26 protein-coding genes are annotated in these 23,040 nt (G+C 67.0%); 21 read left to right on the top strand and 5 right to left on the bottom strand.

Annotated features, from left to right (window positions below):
- The first annotated feature begins 199 nt into the window (after window positions 1-199).
- The 16 genes from FGL98_RS14360 to FGL98_RS14285 all read left to right on the top strand — a co-directional run bounded on the left by FGL98_RS14360 (window position 200) and on the right by FGL98_RS14285 (window position 13,201).
- Window positions 200-1,426: a TadA family conjugal transfer-associated ATPase gene (locus tag FGL98_RS14360; RefSeq protein WP_146317604.1), complete on the top strand. Its 1,227-nt coding sequence runs from the start codon at window positions 200-202 to the stop codon at window positions 1,424-1,426.
- Between the two features lie 37 nt (window positions 1,427-1,463).
- Window positions 1,464-2,327, top strand: coding sequence for a type II secretion system F family protein (locus FGL98_RS14355; RefSeq protein WP_146317602.1), 864 nt, complete (start codon window positions 1,464-1,466; stop codon window positions 2,325-2,327).
- A complete protein-coding gene (locus FGL98_RS14350) occupies window positions 2,324-3,256 on the top strand; it encodes a type II secretion system F family protein (RefSeq protein ID WP_146317600.1) in 933 nt (310 codons plus the stop codon). The genes FGL98_RS14355 and FGL98_RS14350 overlap by 4 nt, the downstream gene beginning before the upstream one ends.
- A 42-nt stretch (window positions 3,257-3,298) precedes the next feature.
- Entirely contained in the window at window positions 3,299-3,517 is a 219-nt protein-coding gene (locus FGL98_RS14345; protein WP_186526181.1) for a hypothetical protein, read from the top strand.
- The gene (locus tag FGL98_RS14340) at window positions 3,514-3,924 is read left to right on the top strand and encodes a TadE family protein (protein ID WP_281289182.1); all 411 of its coding nucleotides are present in this window, start codon (window positions 3,514-3,516) and stop codon (window positions 3,922-3,924) included. Before FGL98_RS14345 ends, FGL98_RS14340 begins: the two co-directional genes overlap by 4 nt.
- Before the next feature lie 56 nt (window positions 3,925-3,980).
- On the top strand, window positions 3,981-4,400 hold the full coding sequence (locus FGL98_RS14335) for a pilus assembly protein (protein WP_146317598.1): 420 nt from the start codon (window positions 3,981-3,983) through the stop codon (window positions 4,398-4,400).
- Window positions 4,397-4,897: a pilus assembly protein TadG-related protein gene (locus FGL98_RS14330; RefSeq protein ID WP_146317596.1), complete on the top strand. Its 501-nt coding sequence runs from the start codon at window positions 4,397-4,399 to the stop codon at window positions 4,895-4,897. Before FGL98_RS14335 ends, FGL98_RS14330 begins: the two co-directional genes overlap by 4 nt.
- A gap of 190 nt (window positions 4,898-5,087) precedes the next feature.
- Entirely contained in the window at window positions 5,088-5,264 is a 177-nt protein-coding gene (locus FGL98_RS14325) for a methionine aminopeptidase (RefSeq protein ID WP_146317594.1), read from the top strand.
- 43 nt (window positions 5,265-5,307) lie between these two features.
- Window positions 5,308-6,411 carry a peptide chain release factor 2 gene (gene prfB / locus FGL98_RS14320; RefSeq protein WP_146317592.1) on the top strand — a complete coding sequence of 368 codons (1,104 nt, stop codon included), beginning with the start codon at window positions 5,308-5,310 and terminating at the stop codon, window positions 6,409-6,411.
- A 142-nt stretch (window positions 6,412-6,553) separates the two neighbouring features.
- A complete protein-coding gene (gene ftsE, locus FGL98_RS14315) occupies window positions 6,554-7,285 on the top strand; it encodes a cell division ATP-binding protein FtsE (protein WP_146317590.1) in 732 nt (243 codons plus the stop codon).
- A gap of 16 nt (window positions 7,286-7,301) precedes the next feature.
- Complete coding sequence (gene ftsX / locus FGL98_RS14310) at window positions 7,302-8,222, top strand: permease-like cell division protein FtsX (protein ID WP_146317588.1); 921 nt, start codon at window positions 7,302-7,304, stop codon at window positions 8,220-8,222.
- 31 nt (window positions 8,223-8,253) lie between these two features.
- On the top strand, window positions 8,254-9,540 hold the full coding sequence (locus FGL98_RS14305; protein WP_146317586.1) for a M23 family metallopeptidase: 1,287 nt from the start codon (window positions 8,254-8,256) through the stop codon (window positions 9,538-9,540).
- Between the two features lie 47 nt (window positions 9,541-9,587).
- Window positions 9,588-10,055, top strand: a complete 468-nt coding sequence (smpB, locus tag FGL98_RS14300; protein ID WP_146317584.1) for an SsrA-binding protein SmpB — start codon at window positions 9,588-9,590, stop codon at window positions 10,053-10,055.
- 48 nt (window positions 10,056-10,103) lie between these two features.
- The gene (locus FGL98_RS14295; protein WP_146317582.1) at window positions 10,104-11,297 is read left to right on the top strand and encodes a LolA family protein; all 1,194 of its coding nucleotides are present in this window, start codon (window positions 10,104-10,106) and stop codon (window positions 11,295-11,297) included.
- The gene (locus FGL98_RS14290) at window positions 11,275-12,264 is read left to right on the top strand and encodes an ABC transporter ATP-binding protein (protein ID WP_146317580.1); all 990 of its coding nucleotides are present in this window, start codon (window positions 11,275-11,277) and stop codon (window positions 12,262-12,264) included. Before FGL98_RS14295 ends, FGL98_RS14290 begins: the two co-directional genes overlap by 23 nt.
- A gap of 163 nt (window positions 12,265-12,427) precedes the next feature.
- On the top strand, window positions 12,428-13,201 hold the full coding sequence (locus FGL98_RS14285; RefSeq protein ID WP_246136552.1) for an ABC transporter permease: 774 nt from the start codon (window positions 12,428-12,430) through the stop codon (window positions 13,199-13,201).
- A gap of 21 nt (window positions 13,202-13,222) precedes the next feature.
- Here the strand turns inward: FGL98_RS14285 and FGL98_RS14280 are convergent, their stop codons facing one another.
- Window positions 13,223-13,687: a nuclear transport factor 2 family protein gene (locus FGL98_RS14280; RefSeq protein ID WP_146317576.1), complete on the bottom strand. Its 465-nt coding sequence runs from the start codon at window positions 13,685-13,687 to the stop codon at window positions 13,223-13,225.
- Window positions 13,688-13,939: 252 nt separating this feature from the next.
- Here FGL98_RS14280 and FGL98_RS14275 point away from each other — a divergent pair, with 252 nt between their 5' ends.
- Window positions 13,940-14,392 carry a carboxymuconolactone decarboxylase family protein gene (locus tag FGL98_RS14275; protein ID WP_146317574.1) on the top strand — a complete coding sequence of 151 codons (453 nt, stop codon included), beginning with the start codon at window positions 13,940-13,942 and terminating at the stop codon, window positions 14,390-14,392.
- A 41-nt stretch (window positions 14,393-14,433) separates the two neighbouring features.
- On the opposite strand, the gene FGL98_RS14270 is transcribed toward FGL98_RS14275, so the two are convergent.
- Window positions 14,434-14,760, bottom strand: coding sequence for a DMT family transporter (locus FGL98_RS14270; protein ID WP_186526178.1), 327 nt, complete (start codon window positions 14,758-14,760; stop codon window positions 14,434-14,436).
- 79 nt (window positions 14,761-14,839) lie between these two features.
- On the opposite strand from FGL98_RS14270, the gene FGL98_RS14265 reads away from it, so the two are divergent.
- Entirely contained in the window at window positions 14,840-15,391 is a 552-nt protein-coding gene (locus tag FGL98_RS14265) for a TetR/AcrR family transcriptional regulator (RefSeq protein ID WP_146317572.1), read from the top strand.
- Between the two features lie 50 nt (window positions 15,392-15,441).
- Here FGL98_RS14265 and FGL98_RS14260 read toward each other — a convergent pair whose 3' ends face one another.
- The 3 genes from FGL98_RS14260 to FGL98_RS14250 all read right to left on the bottom strand — a co-directional run bounded on the left by FGL98_RS14260 (window position 15,442) and on the right by FGL98_RS14250 (window position 19,014).
- On the bottom strand, window positions 15,442-17,958 hold the full coding sequence (locus FGL98_RS14260; protein ID WP_246136551.1) for an FHA domain-containing protein: 2,517 nt from the start codon (window positions 17,956-17,958) through the stop codon (window positions 15,442-15,444).
- 161 nt (window positions 17,959-18,119) lie between these two features.
- A complete protein-coding gene (locus FGL98_RS14255) occupies window positions 18,120-18,698 on the bottom strand; it encodes an FHA domain-containing protein (protein ID WP_146317570.1) in 579 nt (192 codons plus the stop codon).
- A 91-nt stretch (window positions 18,699-18,789) separates the two neighbouring features.
- Complete coding sequence (locus FGL98_RS14250) at window positions 18,790-19,014, bottom strand: hypothetical protein (protein ID WP_146317569.1); 225 nt, start codon at window positions 19,012-19,014, stop codon at window positions 18,790-18,792.
- Between the two features lie 207 nt (window positions 19,015-19,221).
- On the opposite strand from FGL98_RS14250, the gene FGL98_RS14245 reads away from it, so the two are divergent.
- The 3 genes from FGL98_RS14245 (at window position 19,222) to FGL98_RS14235 (ending at window position 22,898) form a co-directional block, all read left to right on the top strand.
- Window positions 19,222-20,493: a M16 family metallopeptidase gene (locus tag FGL98_RS14245; protein ID WP_146317567.1), complete on the top strand. Its 1,272-nt coding sequence runs from the start codon at window positions 19,222-19,224 to the stop codon at window positions 20,491-20,493.
- A gap of 1 nt (window position 20,494) precedes the next feature.
- Window positions 20,495-21,853, top strand: coding sequence for a M16 family metallopeptidase (locus tag FGL98_RS14240; RefSeq protein ID WP_146317564.1), 1,359 nt, complete (start codon window positions 20,495-20,497; stop codon window positions 21,851-21,853).
- Between the two features lie 403 nt (window positions 21,854-22,256).
- Window positions 22,257-22,898: an ArsR/SmtB family transcription factor gene (locus tag FGL98_RS14235; RefSeq protein WP_146317563.1), complete on the top strand. Its 642-nt coding sequence runs from the start codon at window positions 22,257-22,259 to the stop codon at window positions 22,896-22,898.
- Window positions 22,899-23,040: the final 142 nt, after the last annotated feature.

Below are 23,040 nucleotides of genomic sequence, written 5' to 3'. Positions count from 1 at the left end.
GGCCTGTGGATAACTTCGAGTGGAGAAGGAACTTCCTGGCATTCTGGTCTCAGCGGGCTTCGGCCAGAAGGTATGCGTTTGGTATGGGTTTCGCCAATCAATGTACAAGATCTGGTCAAGCCGGTTTTGATAGCACATTGGGTTGATCGATGCGCGAGCGGCCGTGGAGGGCGAGCCGGAAGGATTGGGGAGCGATGTGATGGACGGCATCGAGGTAGTCGAGGGTGAGGTGCGCGAGCTCATCCGCCGGCAGCGGCTGGACCCAGGTCGGGACCGGGACGTCCTGCAGGCACTGGTCCGCGATGTCGTCGAGGACTATGAGGAGCGCAGTATCCGCGGTGGACTCGCGCCACTTGAGGATGCGGAGAGGGCCACTCGGCACGTGCTGGATGCCGTGCTCGGCTACGGACCGATCCAGCCGTACCTCGATGACCCGACCGTCGAAGAGATCTGGATCAACGACCCGGCGTGCGTCTTCATCGCGCGCGAGGGGGTTGCCGAGCTGACGTCCACCATCCTCACCCATGAACAGGTCAAGACCCTGGTTGAGCGGATGCTCAAGCCGTCTGGCCGGCGGATCGACCTGTCGTCGCCCTTTGTGGACGCGGCGCTGCCGGATGGCAGTCGATTGCACGTCGTCATTCCAGACGTCACCCGCAGCTCGTGGTTCGTCAACATCCGCAAGTTCGTTGTCCGCGCCCGCACGCTCGACGACCAGGTTCGGATGGGTAGCCTCACCCGCCCTGCGGCGCGATTCCTCACTGCGGCCGTCGCATCCGGGCTGAACGTTCTGGTCTCGGGCGGTACACAGGCGGGCAAGACCACGATGCTGAACTGCCTCGCCTCCGCGATCCCGGCCAATGAACGAGTGGTGTCCTGCGAGGAGGTCTTTGAGCTGCAGCTCAGCCTGCGGGACTGGGCACCGATGCAGTGCCGGCAGGTCAGCCTCGAGGGGACGGGTGAGATCCCGCTTCGGCGCCTGGTCAAGGAGGCCTTGCGTATGCGGCCCTCCCGGATGATCGTCGGCGAGGTGCGGCAGGAGGAGAGCCTCGACCTCCTCATTGCTTTGAACAGTGGGTTGCCCGGCATGGCGACCTTGCACGCGAACTCGGCGCGGGAGGCGATTGTCAAGATGTGTACTTTGCCGCTGCTCGCGGGCCCGAACGTCAGCACCAGCTTCGTCGTGCCGACCGTTGCGAGCTCCATCGACGTCATCGTGCAGCTGGCACTGGAGCGTGACGGTCGACGTCGCGTGCGGGAGATCGTCGCGGTGCCAGGGCGTGCCGAGGGTGACGTGATCGAGCTGTCCCAGCTGTTCGTTCAACGGGACGACGCGCTCGTGCGCGGTGACGGGTTCCCACCGCATCAGGATCGCTTCGCGCGCGCCGGTTTTGACGTCGCAGAGGTGCTGGGAGACCGCGCATGAAGGGGGACTTCGTGAGGTGGCCCGGGGAGAGCTTACGATGACGAGCGTCATCGGCCTGGTATTCGGGGCGGGGCTCTTCTGCATCTGGTGGTCGTTCTGGCCGCGGCCAGAACGGGCCCGCACGCGACGCCGCACGGCCATGACGGCCGCCATGCAGGACGACCTCGCGCAAGCGGGCATCGCGGGACTCACCCTTGGCCGGCTGACCGGGCTCGCCATCGGCATTGCCGTTCTGGTGTTCCTCCTGACAATGGCAGCGACGGCCGTTCCGGCCATTGCCGTGGTCTTCGCCTTCATCGCCGGATATGCGCCGATCGTGCTGGTGCGCTCGCGGGCGCGTCGTCGTCGTCGCCAGCTCCGGGATGTCTGGCCGGATGTCGTCGACCACATCTCGTCCGCGGTTCGCGCCGGCCTGGCGTTGCCGGAGTCTCTGGCTCAGCTGGCGTTTCGCGGACCGGAGGAGCTGCGGCCGATGTTCGCTGAGTTCGCCTACGACTACCGCGCCACCGGGCGCTTCCACGAATGTCTGAACGCGTTGAAGGACCGACTTGGTGATCCGGTGGCTGACCGCCTGATCGAGTCTCTGCGCATCGCGCGCGAGGTCGGTGGGACCGACCTCGGCAAGCTGCTGCGCACTCTCTCCACCTTCTTGCGTGACGATGCTCGCACTCGCGCTGAGCTTGAGGCACGACAGAGCTGGACGGTCAACGCCGCCCGGCTGGCGCTCGGAGCGCCCTGGATCGTCCTGGCAATGTTGGCGACCCGCGGAGACTCGCTGGAGGCTTATCGACGCCCGGCCGGCATCGCGGTGCTGGTGATCGGAGCGATGGTGTCCTTCGTGGCCTACCGGGTCATGCGCCGAATCGGGCGTCTTCCTGAAGAGGTGCGGGTGATGCGATGAGCGCCAGCCTGACATGGATGGGTGTGCTCCTCGGCGCGGTGGCCGCCTGCGGCGTCCTCTTGGCGTATCTCGGGCTGCCGTTTCGTAGGCGGCCCGACCTTATCTCTCGGATGGCGCCGTACGTGCAGGACGTGCCGGCACCGTCCCGGCTGCTTGCCGGTGGGACCGACAGGCTCGATGTCAACAGGGCCCTGGCACCGCTGATGCATCGACTCGGATGCGTGGTGGACCACATCCTTGGCGGGGCTGCATCGGTGCGTCGCCGACTGGAGCGTGCGGGACAGCCGTGCGATGTTGAGGGGTTTCGAGCGCAGCAGGCGCTGTGGGGTGTGCTCGCCGGCCTGGTTGGCACGGCATACGTGTCGTTGAAGTTCGTTGGCGGTGACGCCTCGGTCGTCACTGCCATCGGAGTCGTGGTCGGCTCGGTAGCGGCCGGGATCGTGGCACGGGATCAGATGCTGACCCGAGCGGCCGAAGGGCGTGAACGGCAGGTCCTCGCCGAGTTTCCCGCAGTTGCAGAGATGCTCGCCCTTGCCGTCACAGCGGGGGAGGGTGCGGCGGCTGCGCTGGAGCGGGTGGCCGGCCTTTCGCGCGGAGAGCTGTCGGCCGAGCTTGCGAAATGCCTGAGCGACGCACGGGCCGGTGCGTCGTTGCCGGAGGCTCTGCAGGGGCTGGCCGACCGCACCGGGCTGCCGAGTCTGGCCAGGTTCGTCGATGGAATTGTCGTCGCAGTCGAACGCGGCACGCCACTTGCCGACGTGATGCGCGCGCAGGCACAGGACGCACGCGATGCGAGCAAGCAGCAACTCATCGAGCTCGGCGGCCAGCGGGAGATTCTGATGATGGTTCCCGTCGTGTTCCTCGTGCTGCCGGTCACGATCCTCTTTGCGATCTATCCAGGGATCAGCGCGCTGAACTTGTCCATCTGAGTCGTTAGACCACCGTCACAACCAAGGAGAAGGAGTAGTCACATGACTACAGTTCGCAGGGCCAGGACCCGAGTGCTCGCAGCAGCGATCGGTGCACCGCGGACCCCGGCCGATGCACGTCGAGAGTCGGAGCGAGGTGACGTGCCGGGCTGGGTGCTCATCACGCTGATGACTGCCGGCCTGGTCACGGCGCTGTGGAAGTTTGCCGGGCCGGCGCTGACCGGTCTGTTCGACACGGCCATCCACTCGGTGAGCGGTTGATCGGGGGATACCAGGCCCGCACGGCGCTGCGGGATGGCAGCGAGGCTGGCTCGGCTGTGGCGGAGTTCGCCATGGTCGGTGCGCTCGTCGTGCTGCTCTTCCTGGCTGCGTTTCAGGTCGGGTTCTCGCTCTTTGTCCGTAACACCCTCATCGCGAATGCGACCGAAGGGGCGCGTTACGGCGCGCGCGCTGACGCGACGCCCTCGATGGGGGCGGAGCGCACTCGCGCGTTGATCAGCGAGAGCCTGGCGGCTCGCTATGCGCGCGATGTCACGGCGACTGAGGTGCGCGAGGGCGGCGCGCTGGTCGTGCGCGTCACCGTGCGCGCCCCGCTGCCGATCCTGGGACCGTTCGGGCCGTCGCAGTCCCTCAACGTGTCCGGCCGGGCCTACGAGGAGTCGCAGTGACGGTGACAGTGCGCAGGGTGCGGTCGGCTCTGCTTCGTCGAGCGCACACGTCGAACATGCCTGAATCCGGCAGTGCAGTCCTCGAGTTCATCGTTGTCGGCGTGCTGCTCACCATGCCCGTTTTCTACCTGGTGATTGCGCTGGCCAGGCTCCAGGCCGGGGCGTATGCGGTGACCGCTGCGGCTCGTGAGGCCGGTCGAACCTTTGTCACTGCTCCCGACGAGCGGTCGGCAGCGGTTCGGGCCGCGGCGTCGGCGCGGATGGCGTTCGAGGACCAGGGCTTCGGACCGGCCGGCGGTGTGCGCGTCACCTGTGGGCAGTCACCCTGCCTGGCTCGTGGCGACCGGGTCGAGACGGTCGCTGACCTGTCGGTCGAGCTGCCGCTGATCCCCGACTTCCTGCGCCACGTCGTGCCGAGCAGTGTCCACCTGAGCGCACGCCACGTGGCGACGGTCGATCGGTTCGGTGCGAAGTGACGCGGCCGGCGGCCGAACGACGCGCACGGATCGTGCGCACCCGGCATACCCCCGGCAGACGCGAGGAAGACGGTCGCATCCTGATCCTGACCGCCGGACTCTTCGCGCTGCTGGGGCTGCTGATCGTCGGGGGCATCGATGTGACGAGCGTGCAGATCGCTCGGATGCATGTGCTCGACGCGGCGGATGCTGCCGCAGTGCACGCGGCGGACGCGGTCGACAAGGGCAGCATCTATCGCGGTGGGATCGGCGAGACGGTGACCTTGTCGAATGCCTCGGTGCAGCAGTCTGCCGCGGAGAGCCTGCAGTCGCAGAGCCGGCCCGCGCACGTCGTCGGGTGGGGGCTGGCTCCATCGACCGGCACTCCGGACGGTGCGACCGCTGTGGTGCGGGTGAGCGCCGATGTGCGACCGCCGATGCTGGGCGGCGTGCTGTCCTTCATCGGCTCGGACATCTCGGTGACGGTCGAGTCCCACGCACGTGCCGACATCGACTGAGCGGCGCCCAGATGTGCACTTTCGCCCCATTGGCGCAGCTGTACCTGCACATCTCGGCCAAAAGTGGACAACTCGGGGGCTCGCTGGGGGTCCGATGGTGCCGCCGGCGTCGATCATGCTGGTGATCTCGCGTCCCTGGAGGGGTTGCCGCATACCCTGAGACCTCGACCCGCGAGATGAAGGAGTGACCATGGCCTACTGGTACGACGTCGAGAAGAAGGAAGTCGTGGAGTCCGACCGCGGCATGTTTCATGGCAAGCTGATGGGGCCCTACGACACGCCGGAGCAGGCGCGCAACGCCCTGGAGACCGCCGCCCAGCGCACCGCCCAGTGGGACAAGGACAACGAGAAGTGGGACAACGGGTGACCGTCCCGGCGCCACGAGGTGCGACCGCGTAGGGTAGGAAATTGTGGCTGTCGACTTCCCTGTAGAGATCAAGAACCTGCGCGCGACCATGAACTCCGTGCGCGAGGTGACGGGCCTGGACTCCCTGCGCACCCAGATCGCCGATCTGGAGCAGCAGTCCGCGGCCCCCGACCTCTGGGATGACCCGGAGCACGCGCAGGAGGTGACCAGCAAGCTCTCGCGACTACAGGCCGAGGTGCGGCGCGTGACCGGCATGGACACCCGCATCGGCGACCTCGAGGCCCTCGTCGAGCTGGCGACCGAGGAGGACGACGCGGAGACCCGCGAAGAGGCCGAGAAGGAGCTGACCGCGGTCACCAAGGCCGTCGGCGAGCTCGAGGTCCGCACGCTCATGGCCGGTGAGTATGACGAGCGCGCGGCCGTCGTGACGATCCGCTCCGGCGCGGGCGGCGTCGACGCGGCCGACTTCGCCGAGATGCTCATGCGGATGTATCTGCGCTGGGCCGAACGCCATGACTACCCGACCAAGGTGATGGACACCTCCTACGCGGAGGAGGCCGGCCTGAAGTCCGCCACCTTCGAGGTGGACGTGCCCTATGCCTACGGCCACCTGTCCGTCGAGGCCGGCACCCACCGGTTGGTGCGGATCAGCCCGTTCGACAACCAGGGGCGTCGGCAGACCAGTTTCGCCGCCGTCGAGGTCGTGCCGCTGATCGAGCAGACCGACTCCATCGAGATCCCCGACAACGAGCTGAAGATCGACGTCTTTCGCTCCTCCGGCCCGGGCGGCCAGAGCGTCAACACCACGGACTCCGCGGTGCGCATGACCCACCTCCCGACCGGCACCGTCGTCTCGATGCAGAACGAGAAGTCGCAGATCCAAAACCGCGCGGCTGCGCTGCGCGTGATGCAGTCCAGACTGCTGCTGCTGCGTCGCGAGGAGGAGGCCGCGGCGAAGAAGGAGCTCGCCGGCGACATCAAGGCCAGCTGGGGTGACCAGATGCGCTCCTACTACCTGCACCCGTACCAGATGGTCAAGGACCTGCGCACCGAGTACGAGGTCGGCAACACCTCGCGTGTGTTCGACGGCGACATCGACGGATTCATCGAGGCCGGCGTCCGGTGGCGCCGAGGTCAGAACAACTGAGGTAACCACTGATGTCCCTGTGACATCAGTGACTGCACGGCGTGCCTCCCGCGCCCCGTGCGGCACACGGCATACGTTGGCACGGCCCTTGACATGGGCGGTCCGTCCGCACGTCCTGACCCTCTGAGGCGAATGCCACCGCATGATCCGTTTTGAACACGTCACCAAGAGGTATGGCGCAGGTAGCGCGCCCGCGATCGATGACGTCTCGATGGAGGTGTCCCGCGGCGAGTTCGTCTTCGTTGTCGGTGCGTCCGGTTCTGGCAAGTCGACCATGATCCGGTTGGCCACCCGGGAGATCACGGCGACCCAGGGCTCGGTGCTGGTGGCGGGCCGAGAGTTGCGTGGCCTGCCGGACCGCAGGGTTCCGGCCCTGCGCCGAGAGATTGGTGTCGTCTTCCAGGACTTCCGGCTGCTCGAGGGCAAGACCGTCTATCAGAACGTCGCGTTCGTGCTGAAGGTGCTCGGCAGCAAGCGGCACACCGTCAAGCAGCTGGTCCCCGAGACTCTCGAGCTCGTCGGGCTGGAGGGCAAGGCGGGCAGGCTTCCGCATGAGCTCTCCGGCGGGGAGCAGCAGCGCGTGGCCATTGCTCGAGCCGTTGTCAAGAAGCCGGCGATCCTGCTGGCCGACGAGCCCACCGGCAACCTCGACCCGGAGACCAGCCTCGACATCGTGACGGTGCTCGACCGGATCAACAAGACCGGCACCACGGTCCTGGTCGCGACACACGACCAGAGCATCGTCGACGACTTCAAGAAACGCGTTCTTGAGCTCAAGGACGGTGCGCTCGTCCGCGACGAGCAGCAGGGTGGATACCTGCGTAACCAAGACTTCGACCACGGTTCGGGCCGCCGCGCGGCGGACGCCGGCTGATCGCGGGAGAGCACACGTGCGTATTCAGTTCATGCTCGGCGAGATTGCCAACGGCGTTCGTCGCAACGCCTCCATGATCGTGTCGGTGATCCTGGTCTCGATGATCTCGCTGTTCTTCCTCGGGTCCGGGCTCCTCGCCCAGCGCGAGGTGTCGTTGGCGAAGGGCTACTGGTACGACAAGGTCGAGGTCTCGATCTTCATGTGCACCGCGCAGTCCACCGGAGTGCCGTCCTGCGCCGACGGCAAGGTGACTCCCACGCAGCAGAGTCAGGTCAAGCGAGACCTGGAGAGCATGCGTCCGCTGGTGCAGGAGATTTACTACGAGAGCGCCGACCAGGCCTACAAGCGCTTTACGACCCAGTTCAAGAACAGCCCGTACCTGGCGCAGGTCAGCCCGGCTGCCATGCCGTCGTCCTACCGGGTGAAGCTGTCTGATCCGAAACGCTATGACGACGTGGTGAATGCGTTCAGTGGAGCGCAGGGCGTCGAGGCGGTGAGCGATCAGCACAACGTGCTCAACACGTTCTTCAGCCTGCTGAAGGTGGTCAGCATCGGCGCAGTCGGGCTTGCCGTGGTGATGGTGATCTGCGCGATCCTGTTGATCACCACGACCATTCGTCAGGTTGCGTTCAGTCGGCGACGTCAGGTGGGCATCATGCGCCTGGTCGGAGCATCCGCGACGGTCATCTACCTGCCCTTCGTCATCGAGACGTTGTTGGCGACACTCGTCGGTGCTGCACTGGCAATCGGGCTCCTTTGGGCTACCGTGCATTACGGCATCGCGAAGTTGTTCAACGGACAGAGTGGCAACGGTGACCTGATCAGTCTGATCGGGGTGAACGACGTGTGGAGCATTACGCCATGGCTGCTGCTGGGCGCGTTCGTCCTTGCTCTGGTGACATCGTGGATCACCTTGCGGCGCTATCTCAAGGTGTGATGACAGTGATCGGCGACCAGGAGGGCTCGACATGAGAGGTCAGTTCTCGTCGAAGGTGCGGGTGGCGGCGACCGTGGTCGTGGCTGCGACCCTCTTCTCCTGCACCGCCGTTGCTGTTGCCGACGACCCGGGCGCCCACAAGAGCAAGGTCGACAAGAGCATCGTCGCGACGCAGCAGGACCTCGACGAGACGACCGTGGCGCTCACGAACGCAGCCAGTGCGCTGACCAAGACCGACACGGCCGTCGCGGGTGCAAGGGTCACGCTGACCAAGAAGCAGGGCGCGCTCACGACGTCCCTGAACTACCAGAAGGGCGTTGCGTCGCAGCTGACTGCCGCCCGGGCCGCCGAGAACAAGAGCCAGACCGTACTGACGGCTAATGCGACGGCGCAGACGAAGACCCGTGTGCTGGTGGGTGGAGTGGCCCGTGCAAGCTACATGGCCGGTGGTCTCGGCAAGCTCGAGCTGACCCTCGAGCTGCTGACGTCCAACAAGAACGTCACGGACGAGATGTCGCTGGCAGACATCGTCATGCGTCAACAGAACGGCGTGCTGAACGAGCTGGGCAGCCAGCAGGCGACCGAGAAGGCGGCCAACAGCCGACTGACGGCGGCGCGCATCCGCGTCGGCATGCTGAAGGTCGCGGCAGACAATGCGGTCACCGCAGCCACCACCGCTCGCAACAACGCGAAGGCCGCGCAGACGAGGCTGACAAACCTGCAGACCACGCAGCGGAAGCAGACCTCTGCTCTTGCGGTCCAAAAGACCGCAGAGCTCAAGACCCTCAAGGCCGAGAAGGCCGAGTCGGCGAGGCTGCTCAAGGTGCTGCAGGCGCGCGCCGTGGCGCGTGCGAAGGCTGCCCACCGATCCGCTTTGACAGCGAGCGCCGCTTCGCCGAGGTTTCTGCCGGTCAACGACAGCCACTTCCTGGCGTCACCCGGCCCGGTCAGCAGCATCACCTCCGGGTTCGGGTGGCGGATGCACCCGATTCTGCACATCATGATGTTGCACGCAGGGGTGGACTTCCCCTTCCCGTGCGGGACCCCGGTGTATGCCGCGGCGGCCGGCTTGGTGGTCGAGGCCACCGGCGGCGGCCCAGGGGGAAACCACGTCGTGATCGACCACGGGTACGTGCACGGCGTGAACCTCGCCACCGAGTACGAACACCTGAGCCGGTTCGTGGTGCACGGCGGCCACGTCGCGAAAGGGCAGCTGATCGCCTACTCCGGCACGACGGGACGATCGACCGGCTGCCACCTGCACTTCGCCACCCTGGAGAACGGGCGCTACGTCAACCCGCTGCGCTGGATCGGCTGATCCGCACCATGACAAATCGGGTTGCACGGCGACCGTAGAATTGCAGGATGCCCAAGGAACAAGGCAAGAAGCTCGTTGCCAACAACAAGAAGGCGCGCCACGACTACCTCATTGAGGCCACGGTCGAGGCGGGCCTGGTCCTCATGGGCACCGAGGTCAAGAGTCTGCGTATGGGGCGTGCGTCCCTGGTCGACGGATTTGCGACGGAGCGCGACGGTGAGCTGTGGCTCGAGGGCGTGCACATCCCGCAATATCTGCAGGGGACCTGGACCAACCACGCGGCTCGGCGGCGTCGCAAGCTGCTCATGCACCGGCATGAGATCGACAAGCTGCTGTCCAAGTCGGGGGAGTCGGGTCACACCCTCATCCCGCTGTCCCTCTATTTCGTCGACGGCCGCGCCAAGGTCGAGATCGCGCTCGCCAAGGGCAAGAAGCTGCACGACAAGCGGCAGGCGCTGCGCGAGAGGCAGGATCTGCGCGACGCCCAGCGGGCCATCGGTGTCCACCGCCACTGACACACGATTTCACGCGACTTTCACAGCCGGCGGGCCTATCGTGGAGTGATGAATACGATGACGGCACGTCATCCGTTGCTGCGATGGTCCGTCCCTGGCGTTGCGGTGGTGGCGCTGATCGCTGGCGGTCAGGTGGCGACCCACCTGCCGGCGTCGGCTGCGCCCAAGCTGCCGGCACGCACCGCCCAGCAGCTGTTGACCGACCTTGCAGCCGCTTCGCCGGCCGGTTTCTCCGGCATCGTCGACGAGTCGACAAATCTGGGTCTGCCCCAGTTGCCCAGCCAGCTGGCCGGTGGTTCGACCGCGGCGTCACCGCTGTCGCTGCTCAGCGGCACAAACACGCTGCGGGTCTGGTATGCCGCGCCGCACAGTTCGCGCATCGCCATCATGGGCAGCGCGAGCGAGACCGACGCGATCACCAATGGCACCGACGCGTGGCTGTGGCAGAGCGCAGGCAAGACCGTCCAGCATCTGCGTTTGGCCCCGGACCCGCACCGGATGACCACCGATCATCTCAAGCCCACGCCGAACCCGCTGCCCGGTGGAGCTGCGGCGATGACACCGCAGGGGCTCGCCACCTGGGCACTGGGGATGCTGGCGCCGACGACAAGGGTGACCACGACCAGCGATGTCAGAGTCGCCGGCCGATCGGCATACCAGCTGACGTTCGCCCCCAAGACCTCCGCCACCCGGATCGGATCGGTGCGAGTGGCGATCGACGCGGCGAAGCACGTGCCACTGCGCGTGCAGGTCTTCGCCCGCGGTGCCGGCAAGCCCGCAATCAGCGCGGGTTTCACCAGCGTCGACTTCAGCGTCCCCGCGGCGTCGCGGTTCGCGTTCACTCCGCCGCCCGGCTCCAAGGTCACCCAGGTCACGCCGCCCGCCGGCCCGCCGAAGGCCCACCCGATGATGCCCGGATCGAAGGCCGCTCCGGGCCACCCGGCGGCGCCGCGACCGGCGACTGCCGGGTCTGCGTGGCGCACCGTGGGTGCCGGCTGGTCCTCAGTGCTGGTCGGAACGCTGCCGAAGTCGGTCGGCGACACCAACGCGGGCCCTTCGGGCAGCGGACAGACCGGCGAGCTCGCCGGCATGCTGCAATTGCTTCCACGGGTCTCCGGTGCCTGGGGCAGCGGTCACCTGCTGACCTCGGCCCTGTTCTCCGCAGTTCTCACCAACGACGGACGGATCGCCGTCGGTGCGGTTGCACCAAACCAGTTGTATGCCGCCCTCGGCCGCGGCTGAACCAGGCGGCGCCAGCGATGGCAGCGGTTCGCGGCCGGCGATCGAGACCCGCAGCCTGACCAAGCGATTCGGTGAGGTCGCGGCAGTCGACGACCTGTCACTGAGGGTGCCGCGGGGAAGTGTCTATGGCTTCCTCGGGCCCAACGGCTCGGGCAAGACGACGACCATCCGGATGCTGCTCGGTCTGGTCCACCCGACCGCGGGCGACCACGACATCCTCGGCTACCCGATGCCTGCGCGGCAGCGCGATGCCCTGCCGCGGGTCGGATCGCTGGTGGAGGGCCCCGCATTCCACCCCTATCTGTCGGGGACCGCCAACCTGCAACGGCTGGACGCGGCGGATGCGCATGCCTCGGCCGCAACCAGTGCGGCCCGCATCCGGTCGGCGCTGGAACGAGTCGGGCTCGGCGCGGCTGCCGGCAAGCGGTACCGCGCCTACTCGCTCGGGATGAAGCAGCGCCTGGCGATCGCCGCCGCCCTGCTCGCCCCTCGGGACCTGCTGATCCTGGATGAACCGACGAACGGGCTTGACCCGCAAGGGACTCGAGAGGTTCGCCACCTGGTATCCGCGCTCGTGAATGATGGGATGACAATCCTCATCTCGAGCCACCTGCTGTCGGAGATCGAGCAGATCTGCAGCCATATCGGCGTCATGCGGGCCGGCAGGCTGGTCGCGCAAGGACCGATACATGAGGTGCAGTCGACGCAGCAGGCCACCGTGGTGGTGCGTACCCCGGACCCGGGTCGATGCGCGCAGCTCCTTCGCGAGGGCGGCCTGGGCGCAGTGCAGGTGACCGGTGACGTCGTGACCGGAGTGCCTTCGGCGGCGACGCTCGCGCTGCCGGAAGACCTGGTGGCACGCCTGGTGGCGGGTCAGGTGCGGGTGCGCGGGTTTCAGGTGGAGACGCCGAGCCTGGAGGACTTCTACGTCTCGCTGACCGGGGAGGGTTTCGATGTCCGCGCGTAAATCCACCCCACCAAGCCACCCCTCGAAGTTCTCCGCTCGCAAGCTCGCTCCGACACTTCGCAGGGACCCCGAAAGTTCTGCGCTCCTTCGTCGCTCCGATACTTTGCGCGGACCCCGGAGATGGTTGGCTCTGTGGCGATTCGCCCGGTCGGAGCTGCGGTTGATGTTCGGCAGGCGTCGCAACCAGGCGGGTCTTGTCGTGCTGGCACTCGTGCCGATCCTGCTGGCGGTCGCGGTCAAGCTGTCTCCACCGTCGAGAGGTGGCGGCCCGACGTTCTTGGACCAGATCACGGAGAACGGGCTGTTCGTCGGATTCACCTCTCTGACAGTCGAGCTGACTCTCTTCCTGCCGTTGGCGATGGCGATGGTGTCAGGCGACACGATCGCCGGCGAGGCGCATGTGGGGACGCTGCGATATCTGCTGACTGTGCCGGTCAGCCGACCGCGGATCCTCGCGGTGAAGTACTTCGCCCTGGTCGTGGGAGCCTTCATCGCAGTCGGCACCGTCGTCGTCCTGGGAGCGGTCGTCGGCTCGATCATCTTCGGGACGGGCCAGATGACCACGCTGTCCGGCACCCAGATCGGACTGGGTGCAGGTATCGGACGTCTGGCCGTGGCGCTGGTGTACGTCGCACTGGGCATGTGTGCGCTTGCCGCGATCGGACTGTTCTTGTCCACGCTCACCGAGCAGCCAATTGCTGTGACGGTCGCGCTGATGGTGATCGTTGCGGCCATGTGGATCGTCGATGCGGTGCCGCAGCTGTCGTTTCTGCGGCCGTGGCTCCTGGTCGACAAGTGGCCCGCCTTCGCCGACCTGATGCACGACCCACCTCGGTGGGACCAGATGATCCAGGGGGCGTGGGTCGACGGTGCCTACATCGTGGTGTTCCTGCTGGCTGCGTGGGCCCGGTTCGCCGGCAAGGACATCACCAGCTGAGCCGCTGGCCGACTGACCGGGCTACTGCAGCGCGATGACGTCCTGCCCGCGGTCGGACTCGGACCGTGGGCCGAAGATGCGCCGCTGCGACTCGGAGATCTTGATGTCATTGATGCTGGACTCTCGGCGGCAGTTCAATCCGAACTCGTCGTACTCCCACAGCTCGTTGCCGTAGCTACGCCACCACTGACCGCTCGGATCGTGGCTCTCGTACTGGTAGCGCACCGCGATCCGGTTGCCGGAGAACGACCACAGCTGCTTGCGTAGCGCGTAGTCGAGCTCACGCGACCACTTGTCTCGGAGCAGAGTGATGATCTGCTCACGTCCGGTGATGAAGCTGTCCCGGTTGCGCCACACCGAGTCCTCGGAGTAGCCCGACGCGACCTTGACCGGATCGCATGTGTTCCAGGCATCCTCGGCCCCTTGCACCTTCTGCAGCGCGCTGTGCTCGTCGAACGGGGGGAGTGGGGGACGTTGCTCAGTCATGGTCAGATCCTTTCGGGGAGTAGTCGTTCCCTGCTGCCAGTTTAGGACGTATCGGAGAGGTTTATCCTGGAGAGGTACCGGTTGGGGCGCCGGCTGTTCAAGGGTGCGCGCGCGCCCCGTTCAAGCGCTTGCATCTGCCGGAGACCCGAGCCGAGGGCATTGCCTGAAGATCCCGAGCGCCGGAACGTCAGGGCAATTCACGTGTGGTGATCCGAAATTGCCGAAACGGCAAGGATAGAGAGAAGATTAATCATGTCGGATGAGCAGCGCATGTCGATCCAGGACATCGATCAGGAAGCGTACAAGCCCATGATCGCGATGGAGAAGTACATCCACGCAGGCAGCTTGGGCGAGCCGCTGCTGGCCTTGGTGAAGATCCGGGCTTCCCAGATCAATGGTTGCGCGTGGTGTCTGGACATGCACTACAAGGAGGCCCGTGCCCAGCAGGTGAACCAACGCAAGCTCGATGTGATCGCCGGCTGGTCGGAGGCTCCTGCGGTGTACTCGGAACGAGAGCGTGCCGCCCTCGCACTGACCGAGGAAGTGACGCGGATCAGTGTCGCAGGAGTCTCGGACGCCGTCTGGGCCGGTGCGAAGAAGTCCTTCGACGACAAGGAGATCGTTCAGCTGTTGATGGCGATCTCCGCCATCAACGTCTGGAACCGTCTCGCCGTCAGCACGCACCAGCAGCTCCCCGCCGCGTAGGACGACCGAGGCGGTCCTGGACGCCCCCGCGGCGGGCGGAATCAGTGTGTGCCGGCGAGATTGAGCCCGACCACTCCGAGAATGATCAGTGCGAGGCAGGCCACCTGCGCCACGCTGAGCGGTTCCTTGAGCCAGAGCGCACCGATCATTGCTACGAGGGCCGTCCCGGCGCCGGACCACACCGCATACGTCACCGCCACGGGGATGTGTTTGACCACGACCGCCAACAGTGCGATTGACAGGCCGTAGCCGACGAGCACGACAAAGGTCCACGGTAGATCGGTGAACCCCTGCGCACGCGGCAGGACGGCAGTTGCCCCCACCTCGACGACGATCGCGACCGCGAGTAGCGCGGGTGCCAACAACATGATTGGGACATCTCCTGGACTTCAGATGTAGCGAGTGCTACATTTTATTGAGTGTAGCACCCGCTACACTCAACGGACCATGAGCCGACGAGACGAGCTGCTGCAGCAAGCGACCGACTACGCGCTCGAGCACGGCCTGATCGGTCTCAGTCTGCGTCCGATGGCCGCGGCACTCGGGACCAGCGACCGGATGCTGCTCTACCACTTCGGATCCAAGGACGCGCTCGTCATCGCCGTGATCGATGAGAGCACCCGGCGGTCCAGTGAGGTGTTGAGAGATCTGCCGCCGGCGCAGACGGTGCGGGCGGGCGTGCTGCGACTCTGGGAGGTACACACGGACGGTCAGCTCGATCGGTGTCAGCACCTCTACGAGCAGGCTTCGGCGTCAGGGCTGCTCGGCGACGAGCCATACCGTTCGGCGGTGCGGCAGAGCAACGAGATCTGGGCGGTCGCCTTGGTGGACTACCTCACAGCGTGCGGAGCGACCCGCACCGGCGCGCGTCGAGTCGTCCCGCTGCTGGATGCGGCGCTGATGGGATTCCACCTCGACTACGGAATCGAGGCGGACAGCGCGGACCTGCGCCGTGGCGTGCGCGACCTTGCCGACGCCGTCCACCGGCTCACAGAGTGATGATGGTGGGCCGGGCAACTCGAGCAGGTCCGGTCGCCGCGGTCAGCGCGTCAGTCCTTGGGGCTGCGGGTGAGGCGCCAGAGCGTGATCGACGAGAACACGGCGGTCAGCACGACCAGCATGGCGGCCGAGAGGATCCAGCTGCTCGGTGCGTGGTTCCACAGCGAGTCACCGCCCTGTGACGGCAGTATGGTGCCGAGATCGACGGTCGATGCCGTGTCGGCGTAACCCCAACGCGCCGGAGCGAGCCAGGCGATCTGCTCGAGGCCCGCGCGCCCACGCACCGGAAACAGACCGGCGCAGAGCACCAACTGGGCCATGATCGACACCACGAGCAGCGGCATCACCTGCTCGGAGGTGCGCACGAAGCTGGACATCAGCAACCCGAGCGCGACCGCGGCGAACGCCGTCAACCAGCAGGCGACGATGAGCTCGAGAGTGGGCGAACCCAAGATCACCGCGGAGGTCGCCGCCGGCTTGCGCAGCTCGACCAGCAGCACCAGCACCACGGACTGCAGCAGCGTGAGCACACCGAAGATCGTCAGCTTGCCCCAGAGGTAGGCCTGCGGGGAAAGCCCGACGGCCTCCTCCCGGTTATAGATCGCTCGTTCACCGACGAGTTCGCGCACGCTGGCCGCCGTGCCCATGAAGACCGCCCCGATGATGAGCACCACCAACAGCTGCATGGCCTCGGTGGTTCGCATCCGGCCGATCTGCATCTGTAGGCCGTGATCACCGGGCACCACCATGGTGAGGATCGCAAGCACGACCGGCAGCAGGATCATGAACATGGCGTAGCCCCGGTCTGCCAGGATCACGCGCAGGTGCCGCCGCGCCAGGGTCGAGAGCTGCGCGAAGATGCTTTGCTGTCGCGATGGCTTCTCCAGCGGCGGCGCCTGCGGGCGTGGTGCGCTGAGCGGACCTTTGACCTGCTCGCTCTCCATCGGGGAGATCCGGAAGCGGTGCTGAGCGCCGTCCGGGTCCCGCGAGACGGAGGTGAAGATGTCCGCGTGGTCGGTGGCGCCGAAGAACCCGAGCATCTCGTCCGGTGGTCCGAAGTAGGCGACCTTGCCGCCGGGCGCGAGCAGCAGCACCTTGTCGCACGTGCGCAGGTTGGCGATGCTGTGGGTGACGACGACGACGGTGCGGCCTCCGTCGGCCAGCTCGCGAAGGGTCTGCATCACCTGCTTGTCCAGGCCGGGGTCAAGGCCGGAGGTCGGCTCGTCGAGGAACAGCAGCGACGGGCGGGTCAGCAGTTCGAGCGCGACCGAGGTGCGCTTGCGCTGGCCGCCGGAGAGCCGGTCGACCCGGGTCTGCGCGTGGCCCGTGAGCTCCAGCTCCGCCATCACCTCGTCGACGCGCTGGTTGCGCAGGTTCGCGTCCAGGTCGTCGGGGAAGCGAAGCTCGGCGGCGAACCGCAGGGCCTGACGCACGGTGAGCTGGCGGTGCACGACGTCTTCCTGGGGGACGACACCGATGCGGTGCCGCAGGTCCTGGAAGTTGTCGTAGAGGTCTCGCCCGTCGTAGTAGACCTCCCCCTCGGTCGCCGGCTGCGACCCGGTGAGGGCCTTGAGCATGGTGGACTTGCCGGCGCCCGACGGACCGATCACGGCCAGGAGGCTGGAACCTTCGAGGGCAAAGGAGACGTCGTCGAGGAGCGTCTTTCCGTCCGGGAGCGCGAATGACAGGTGGTTGGCCACGAAGTTGACGTCGCCCTCGTCGATGCTGGCGACCAATTGCCCATGCCGGACGGTGAACCGGGAGTGACCGACGGCGAGCAGGTCTCCCGCACCGATGTGCGCGACGTCGATGCGATGACCATTGACGTAGGTGCCGTTGCGACTGCCCAGGTCGTGCACCTCGAACCCGGGGCTTCGTGGGACCAGGCGCACGTGATGGCGGGACACCAGCAGGTCGTCCACGACGATCTTGTTCTCCAGCCCCCGGCCGATGGTGAACGGCCCGCCCGCGTTGCCACCGGACGGCGCCTGGAGCGGCACCGGCATCACCTGCGGCGCGGAGCCCGTGACCGTGGCGCGGGCGCTGGGCGCCGGAGTGCGCGTCGGCATCGGACCGCTGGGCAGAGTCCACCGGTCGAAGACGACGCCGGTGTTGCTGGGTGCGGGTGGCACTGCGGGGGCGGCGCCCTTGCGGGGGAGTGGCCTCCTGGCGGAGGCGGCAGGTCGCTGGGGCAGCGGCATCGACGGGGTGCCGGTACGCGGCATACGCACAGCGGGTGTCGGCCGGGTGATGCTGACCGTGACGGGCGTGCCGCCTCGGTCGCCGATGTGCACCGCGGCGCCGTCGGCGAGCGTGGCCGGCGTCGTGATTCGGGCCCCGTCGACCCAGGTGCCGTTGGAGCTGCCGAGGTCCTCGACCACCACGGTGGAACCGCGACGGCGGAACTGGGCGTGGTGGCGGGACGCCTGCGTGTCGGTGACCACGATCTCACAGTCCTGGCTGCGACCGGCGACCACGATGTTCTGTGGCTCAAGCGGCCAGGTGCGATCGCCATGCCGCAGGGTGATCTGGCTCATCGACCCGCGACCGCCGGTCGGTGTGCTCATTGACGGTGCTCCCCCTTGACTGCCTGGTCGGTGTCGCCGGGTGACGCGGCAACTCGCGGGCAGACTATCGCGAGGGGGCCACGTCACGCGGATGCGCGTGGCTCTGACGTGCCGCGGCTCGGATCGGTGCCATGCCGGTCCATCCGCGCTTCACCGGATGCTCAGATGGTGACCAACCAGCCGTCGCGTACCTCGAAGGTGGACGCGCCGACCCCGATGTGGTCGCCCTCGTGCAGATGGGTGCGCTCGACGCGACGGCCGTTGACGAACGTGCCGTTGCGGCTGCCGAGGTCCTCCAGCACGAGCCCCTCGTCGTCGGCGGTGATCCGGACGTGTTGGCGCGATACCAGCATGTCGTCCAGCAGGATCGAGTTGCCCCGCCCGCGGCCGATCGTCAGGGCGTCGTCGGCGGCCGGCTGCTCGGTGCCGGCGCCGTCGACTGCGTGCGACATCGCGGTGGGAGCCTCTGCCGCCCCTGCTTCCGACTCGGCCGGCGCCTTTGCCTCTGCCGGGGCCGCTGCGGGTGGCTGAACGGGAGCGGCGGGTGCCGCAGGCTCGGATACCGGGGGCTGGGCTGCCGGTGCCGGTGCAGGGGCTGGTGCGAAGGCGGCCGGGCCCGACCAGGGCGCCGAGCTCGGGCTGCCCTGGTCGTCCCACACGATCGGTGCCGCGGGCACCGGTAGTCCCTGCGGTGCGGGGGGCCGGCCGTAGGGCTGCTGATTGCCGTAGGGGTTGCTCATCGAATCTCCGGCCTGCGGATGGGTCACAAGTTGCTCCAGACTAACGCCATGCCGCACTGGCCGTCGCACCCCCAGCCCCCCGCCGCGGGGATCAGCCGGAGTGCTTCTCCAAGGCCACCAGGACCCCTGCAGCGGCGAAGTACTTGTTGGACCCCAGGTCGCGGATGGACTTGATGCCTAGCGCCTCCTTGAGTTGGGCGGTGTGCTTCTCGGTGAGCCCGGCCAGGGCATCCACCGGTGCGTCCAGGATCTCCTCCAGTGACTTGTCCTCGTAGGCCTTGTCCAACATCTTGGCGAGATTCACTGATACCGACATTGCGGTTGCCTCCTGTATTCACGGGATGCGCGGTTGCGCACACCCACAATCCACCCGATCGGACGTCCCGACAAGGTTTGCGGCCTACCAGATTCCTGGGAATGGCCTGGGGGTCCGTTGTGGATGCCGGCTGCGCGTGACTGCCTCGCTCGGCTGGTGGGAGCCCTCTGTGCGGCGATGTCGCGGCTGCGCGCTTATGGTGGCCGCATGCCACTCGAGTATCCGATCGCGACCCGGCGCCTGGCCAACGGTCTGCGCGTTGCGGTCTCACCCGACCACAGCGTGCCGGCGGTCACCGTCAACCTATGGGTGGATGTCGGGTCTCGACACGAGCCAGAGGGTCGCACGGGCTTCGCACACCTGTTCGAGCACCTGATGTTCCAGGGCTCACGCAACGTGGCCGAGGGCGAGCACTTCTCCGCGCTGATGGCCCAGGGCGGTCAGCTCAACGCGACGACGTGGGTCGACCGCACCAACTACTTCGAGACCGTGCCGACCCCGGCCTACGAGCTGGCGCTGTGGATGGAGGCCGATCGGCACGGCTACCTGCTGGACGCGCTCACCCAGGAGAACCTCGACAACCAGCGGGACGTCGTGAAGGAGGAGAAGCGCCAGCGATACGACAACCGGCCCTATGGCAATGGGCTCACTGACCTCAACGCCACCGTCTTCCCGAAGGGGCATCCCTATCATCACTCGACGATCGGCTCGATGGACGACCTCGACGCGGCGTCACTCGACTACGTCCACGACTTCTACCGAGTCCACTATGGACCGGCCAACACCGTCCTGACGCTCGTTGGTGATGTCACTGTGGAGGACGGGTTTGCGGCAGCGGAGCGGTATTTCGGACCGCTTCCGGCACGGCCCGTTCCGCCGCAGCCGGTCGTTGAGCCACTCGGCCCGCTGACCGAGCCGGTCCGGCTGGACCGCGTGGAGGACGTTCCGCAGGACCGTCTCTATCTCGGTTTCCGGCTCCCGTCGGGCGCCACCACGGCCTACCTGGCCGGTGAGCTCGCGTTGGGTGTGCTGGCGGGTCTGGCGACCTCGCGGCTTTATCGCCGGCTGGTGCGACGCGAGCAGATCGCCACCCATGTCTCGCAGGGTTCCCAGGGCAGGGTCGCGGGCACCTCGATGGGCACGATCGCCATCGATGTGCCGTCCGGCGTCGCTGCGGACGACGTCGAGTCGGCCGTATGCGAGGAGCTCGAGCTGCTGGGCGCGCAGGGTCCCACTCCGGTGGAGCTGGAAGCCGTTGTCGCCGACACGGAGCGGTGGTGGCTGCAGTCGCTGGCCGCGCAGGATGAGCGCGCCGACGCGATCAGTCAGTACTACCTGCTGCACGATCAGCCCGAATACCTCAATACGTTCCTCGACCAGATTCGTCAGGTGAGCGCCGCCCAGGTCCAGGAAGCGGCCGCGACCTGGCTGCAACCGCGCTCGCGGGCCGTGGTCACCTACCGCAAGCAGGAGGACTGAAATGACTGCAGTTGCCCGACCACAGGTCGGTGCTCCCGCACGGTGGGAGTATCCGCCGCACAGTGAGCACGTCCTGTCCAACGGTGTGCAGGTCGTCTTCTTCCACCTGCCCGGACAGCATGTCGTGTCGACCCGGCTGGCGATCAGCGCACCGCTGTGGAGCGAGCCTCGATCACGCGAGGGTGTCGCCACCATTGTCACTCGCACGATGGACGAGGGGACACAGTCGCGCTCGGCCGACGAGATGGCCGAAGCGCTGGAGGTCAATGGTATTGCCCTCAGCGCGGGGATGCTTGGATCCGGCATGCTCGTGGACCTGGACGCGACCGCGGACCATGCCGAGCGTGGCTGGCAGCTGACAACCGAATTCCTCTCCGAGCCGGCGTTCGACGCCGGTGAGGTGGGCCGGCATGTCCACCAGCGGCTTGCTGAGATCGAGCAGGAGCTGGCCGACCCTGGCGGGCGCGCGGCCCTCGAGTGGGCCCGCAGCTTCTATACGGACAGCTCCCGTGGCAGCAGGCCCACCGCGGGCCGGGCGTCCACCGTCGCGGGCATCACCAGCGCGGACTGCAGGCAGTTCCATGCGGCCAGCGTGCGGCCAAGCAACGCAACGGTCGTCGTGGCCGGTGACATGGATCGGGCGCAGGCACTGACCTCGCTCGAGCGCACCATCGGACGATGGGCGCAGCCCGCACCGGCCCGGGGCGCCGCGGATGCGAGCCCGAGCCGCGACGAGGTACGCACCGACCCGGACCGGATTCTTTTCGTCCACCGCCCCGGGGCCGTGCAGACACAGATCCATCTCGGGTCGTTGGGGCCGGACCGACGAGTCGACGGCGGGTGGGCGCCCTACCCCGTCCTCGGGTTCCTGATCGGAGGCTCACCCACGTCGCGGCTCGACTCGGTCCTGCGGGAGGACAAGGGTTTCACCTACGGTATGCGCGCCGGCTTCCGATCGCGCTCGCATGACGGTGTTTTCACCGTGTCCGGCGCTGTCCGTGGCGACTCGACGGCGGAGTCGGTGGATCTTATCCTGGGCATCCTGGCCGAGGCCGGCAAGGGGTTCACCGAGGACGAGTTGCACTCGGCCGCCGACTTCATCGGCAAGACTGCGCCCGTGCGGTATGCCACGGCTGACGTCGTCGCGGGGGAGGCGGGCGCGCTGCGGCTCGACGGGCTGGACAGCACCTTCGTCACGGACTACCTGGCGCAGTTGTCGCAGCTGACCACCGACGACCTCGCGCGGGCCTGGTCGCTCTGGAGCGACCAGCCGCGATCGATCGTGCTGGTGGGTGATGCCGAAGCCGGCGCCGACGCCGTCAAGGCCCTGGGCCGAGGAGAAGTCGAAGTCGTCGAGTAGAGCCGCGATCCCCTCAACGTCGGCCACCCGTTCCCCCGACCGCGGGTTGAGCTGGGCGAGCCCGCAACACACCGGTGATTGGGCTGACGAGCGCGTAGCGCGAGGAGGGTCGAAACCTGGTGACGCGCACGGGCAGCCACGCCACGAGCGTCGTGTGGCCGCTGTGTGCTGAGTCTGTCGGGGGTTAGGCGGTTTGGGCGTGGTCTGGTGGTGCGCCGGGGCCGTGGGTCAGGGGGTCGTCCGGGTGCAGCGGCTGGGTCGGCATTCGGTCGGGGGTCAGGTCCCAGATCACTCCGGTTGCGGTGATCTCCCCGCCTCGCTTCGCTCCGTGCAGGCGAGTTGCAGTGAGGAGAACTGCAAATAATCCTTTGCAAAGAACCGTTCGCAGTTGTAGCGTGTCGTCATGCCTTCATCCCAGCCGGTCGATCCCGCATCGCACGGCCCTGCTCGCACGGTCACCGAGATCTTCCCGGACACCAATCAGCTCAAGGTGCTCGCGCACCCAATGCGCCTGCGCATCCTTGGGATTCTGCGGCGAGACGGACCGGCTACGGCCACGCAGTTGGCGCAACGACTGGGACTGAACTCGGGCGCCACGAGCTATCACCTGCGCCAGCTGGCGCAGCATGGCCTCATCAGCGACGACGAGACTCGCGGCAACGCGCGCGATCGATGGTGGCGAGCTACGCACGAGACGACACGGGTCGAGCCGGCAGCGGTGGACGACCCCGCCGCGCGCGCAGCCGTTGGAGCGTTCAATCGGACTGTTGCGCTCTCCTACGTTGCGGAGCTACAGGCCTCACTGGACGAGCGCGCCGACCTGCCACGCGAATGGGCGGACGTCATCGACGACAGTGACTGGAACATCTGGTTGACTCCCGCGCAGGTCAACGAGGCATTGGAGCGCATTCACGCGATCCTCGATGAGCTGCATCGTGCCGCACCGGCGTGGTCTGAGAACCCTCCGGATAGGGCGGTCCTCTATACCGTCCAGCTCCACGGGTTTCCGCGCCCCGGCAAAATCGCGCGTCCCGACGAGACATGAGCGCCACCCCACAAAGTTCTCCGCTCGCAGGCTCGCTCCGATACTTTGCGGGGACCCCGAGATGAGCGCCACCCCCACAAAGTTCTCCGCTCGCAAGCTCGCTCCGATACTTTGCGGGGACCCCGAGATGAGCGCCACCCCC

The organism is Leekyejoonella antrihumi, from assembly GCF_007845645.1.
GTDB classification, from domain to species: Bacteria; Actinomycetota; Actinomycetes; order Actinomycetales; family Dermatophilaceae; genus Leekyejoonella; species Leekyejoonella antrihumi.
The sequence above is the reverse complement of the archived record's forward strand: the minus strand, read 5'-3'. Positions and strand labels throughout refer to the sequence as shown.

Bases quoted from the DNA above. Each gene is read 5' to 3' on its own strand.
- FGL98_RS14360 (WP_146317604.1), top strand. From the start codon at position 200: ATGGACGGCATCGAGGTAGTCGAGGGTGAGGTGCGCGAGCTCATCCGC.
- FGL98_RS14355 (WP_146317602.1), top strand. From the start codon at position 1,464: ATGACGAGCGTCATCGGCCTGGTATTCGGGGCGGGGCTCTTCTGCATC.
- FGL98_RS14350 (WP_146317600.1), top strand. From the start codon at position 2,324: ATGAGCGCCAGCCTGACATGGATGGGTGTGCTCCTCGGCGCGGTGGCC.
- FGL98_RS14345 (WP_186526181.1), top strand. From the start codon at position 3,299: ATGACTACAGTTCGCAGGGCCAGGACCCGAGTGCTCGCAGCAGCGATC.
- FGL98_RS14335 (WP_146317598.1), top strand. From the start codon at position 3,981: ATGCCTGAATCCGGCAGTGCAGTCCTCGAGTTCATCGTTGTCGGCGTG.
- FGL98_RS14325 (WP_146317594.1), top strand. From the start codon at position 5,088: ATGGCCTACTGGTACGACGTCGAGAAGAAGGAAGTCGTGGAGTCCGAC.
- ftsE (WP_146317590.1), top strand. From the start codon at position 6,554: ATGATCCGTTTTGAACACGTCACCAAGAGGTATGGCGCAGGTAGCGCG.
- FGL98_RS14305 (WP_146317586.1), top strand. From the start codon at position 8,254: ATGAGAGGTCAGTTCTCGTCGAAGGTGCGGGTGGCGGCGACCGTGGTC.
- smpB (WP_146317584.1), top strand. From the start codon at position 9,588: ATGCCCAAGGAACAAGGCAAGAAGCTCGTTGCCAACAACAAGAAGGCG.
- FGL98_RS14295 (WP_146317582.1), top strand. From the start codon at position 10,104: ATGAATACGATGACGGCACGTCATCCGTTGCTGCGATGGTCCGTCCCT.
- FGL98_RS14290 (WP_146317580.1), top strand. From the start codon at position 11,275: ATGCCGCCCTCGGCCGCGGCTGAACCAGGCGGCGCCAGCGATGGCAGC.
- FGL98_RS14285 (WP_246136552.1), top strand. From the start codon at position 12,428: ATGTTCGGCAGGCGTCGCAACCAGGCGGGTCTTGTCGTGCTGGCACTC.
- FGL98_RS14280 (WP_146317576.1), bottom strand. From the start codon at position 13,687: ATGACTGAGCAACGTCCCCCACTCCCCCCGTTCGACGAGCACAGCGCG.
- FGL98_RS14275 (WP_146317574.1), top strand. From the start codon at position 13,940: ATGTCGGATGAGCAGCGCATGTCGATCCAGGACATCGATCAGGAAGCG.
- FGL98_RS14270 (WP_186526178.1), bottom strand. From the start codon at position 14,760: ATGTTGTTGGCACCCGCGCTACTCGCGGTCGCGATCGTCGTCGAGGTG.
- FGL98_RS14265 (WP_146317572.1), top strand. From the start codon at position 14,840: ATGAGCCGACGAGACGAGCTGCTGCAGCAAGCGACCGACTACGCGCTC.
- FGL98_RS14260 (WP_246136551.1), bottom strand. From the start codon at position 17,958: ATGAGCACACCGACCGGCGGTCGCGGGTCGATGAGCCAGATCACCCTG.
- FGL98_RS14255 (WP_146317570.1), bottom strand. From the start codon at position 18,698: ATGAGCAACCCCTACGGCAATCAGCAGCCCTACGGCCGGCCCCCCGCA.
- FGL98_RS14250 (WP_146317569.1), bottom strand. From the start codon at position 19,014: ATGTCGGTATCAGTGAATCTCGCCAAGATGTTGGACAAGGCCTACGAG.
- FGL98_RS14245 (WP_146317567.1), top strand. From the start codon at position 19,222: ATGCCACTCGAGTATCCGATCGCGACCCGGCGCCTGGCCAACGGTCTG.
- FGL98_RS14240 (WP_146317564.1), top strand. From the start codon at position 20,495: ATGACTGCAGTTGCCCGACCACAGGTCGGTGCTCCCGCACGGTGGGAG.
- FGL98_RS14235 (WP_146317563.1), top strand. From the start codon at position 22,257: ATGCCTTCATCCCAGCCGGTCGATCCCGCATCGCACGGCCCTGCTCGC.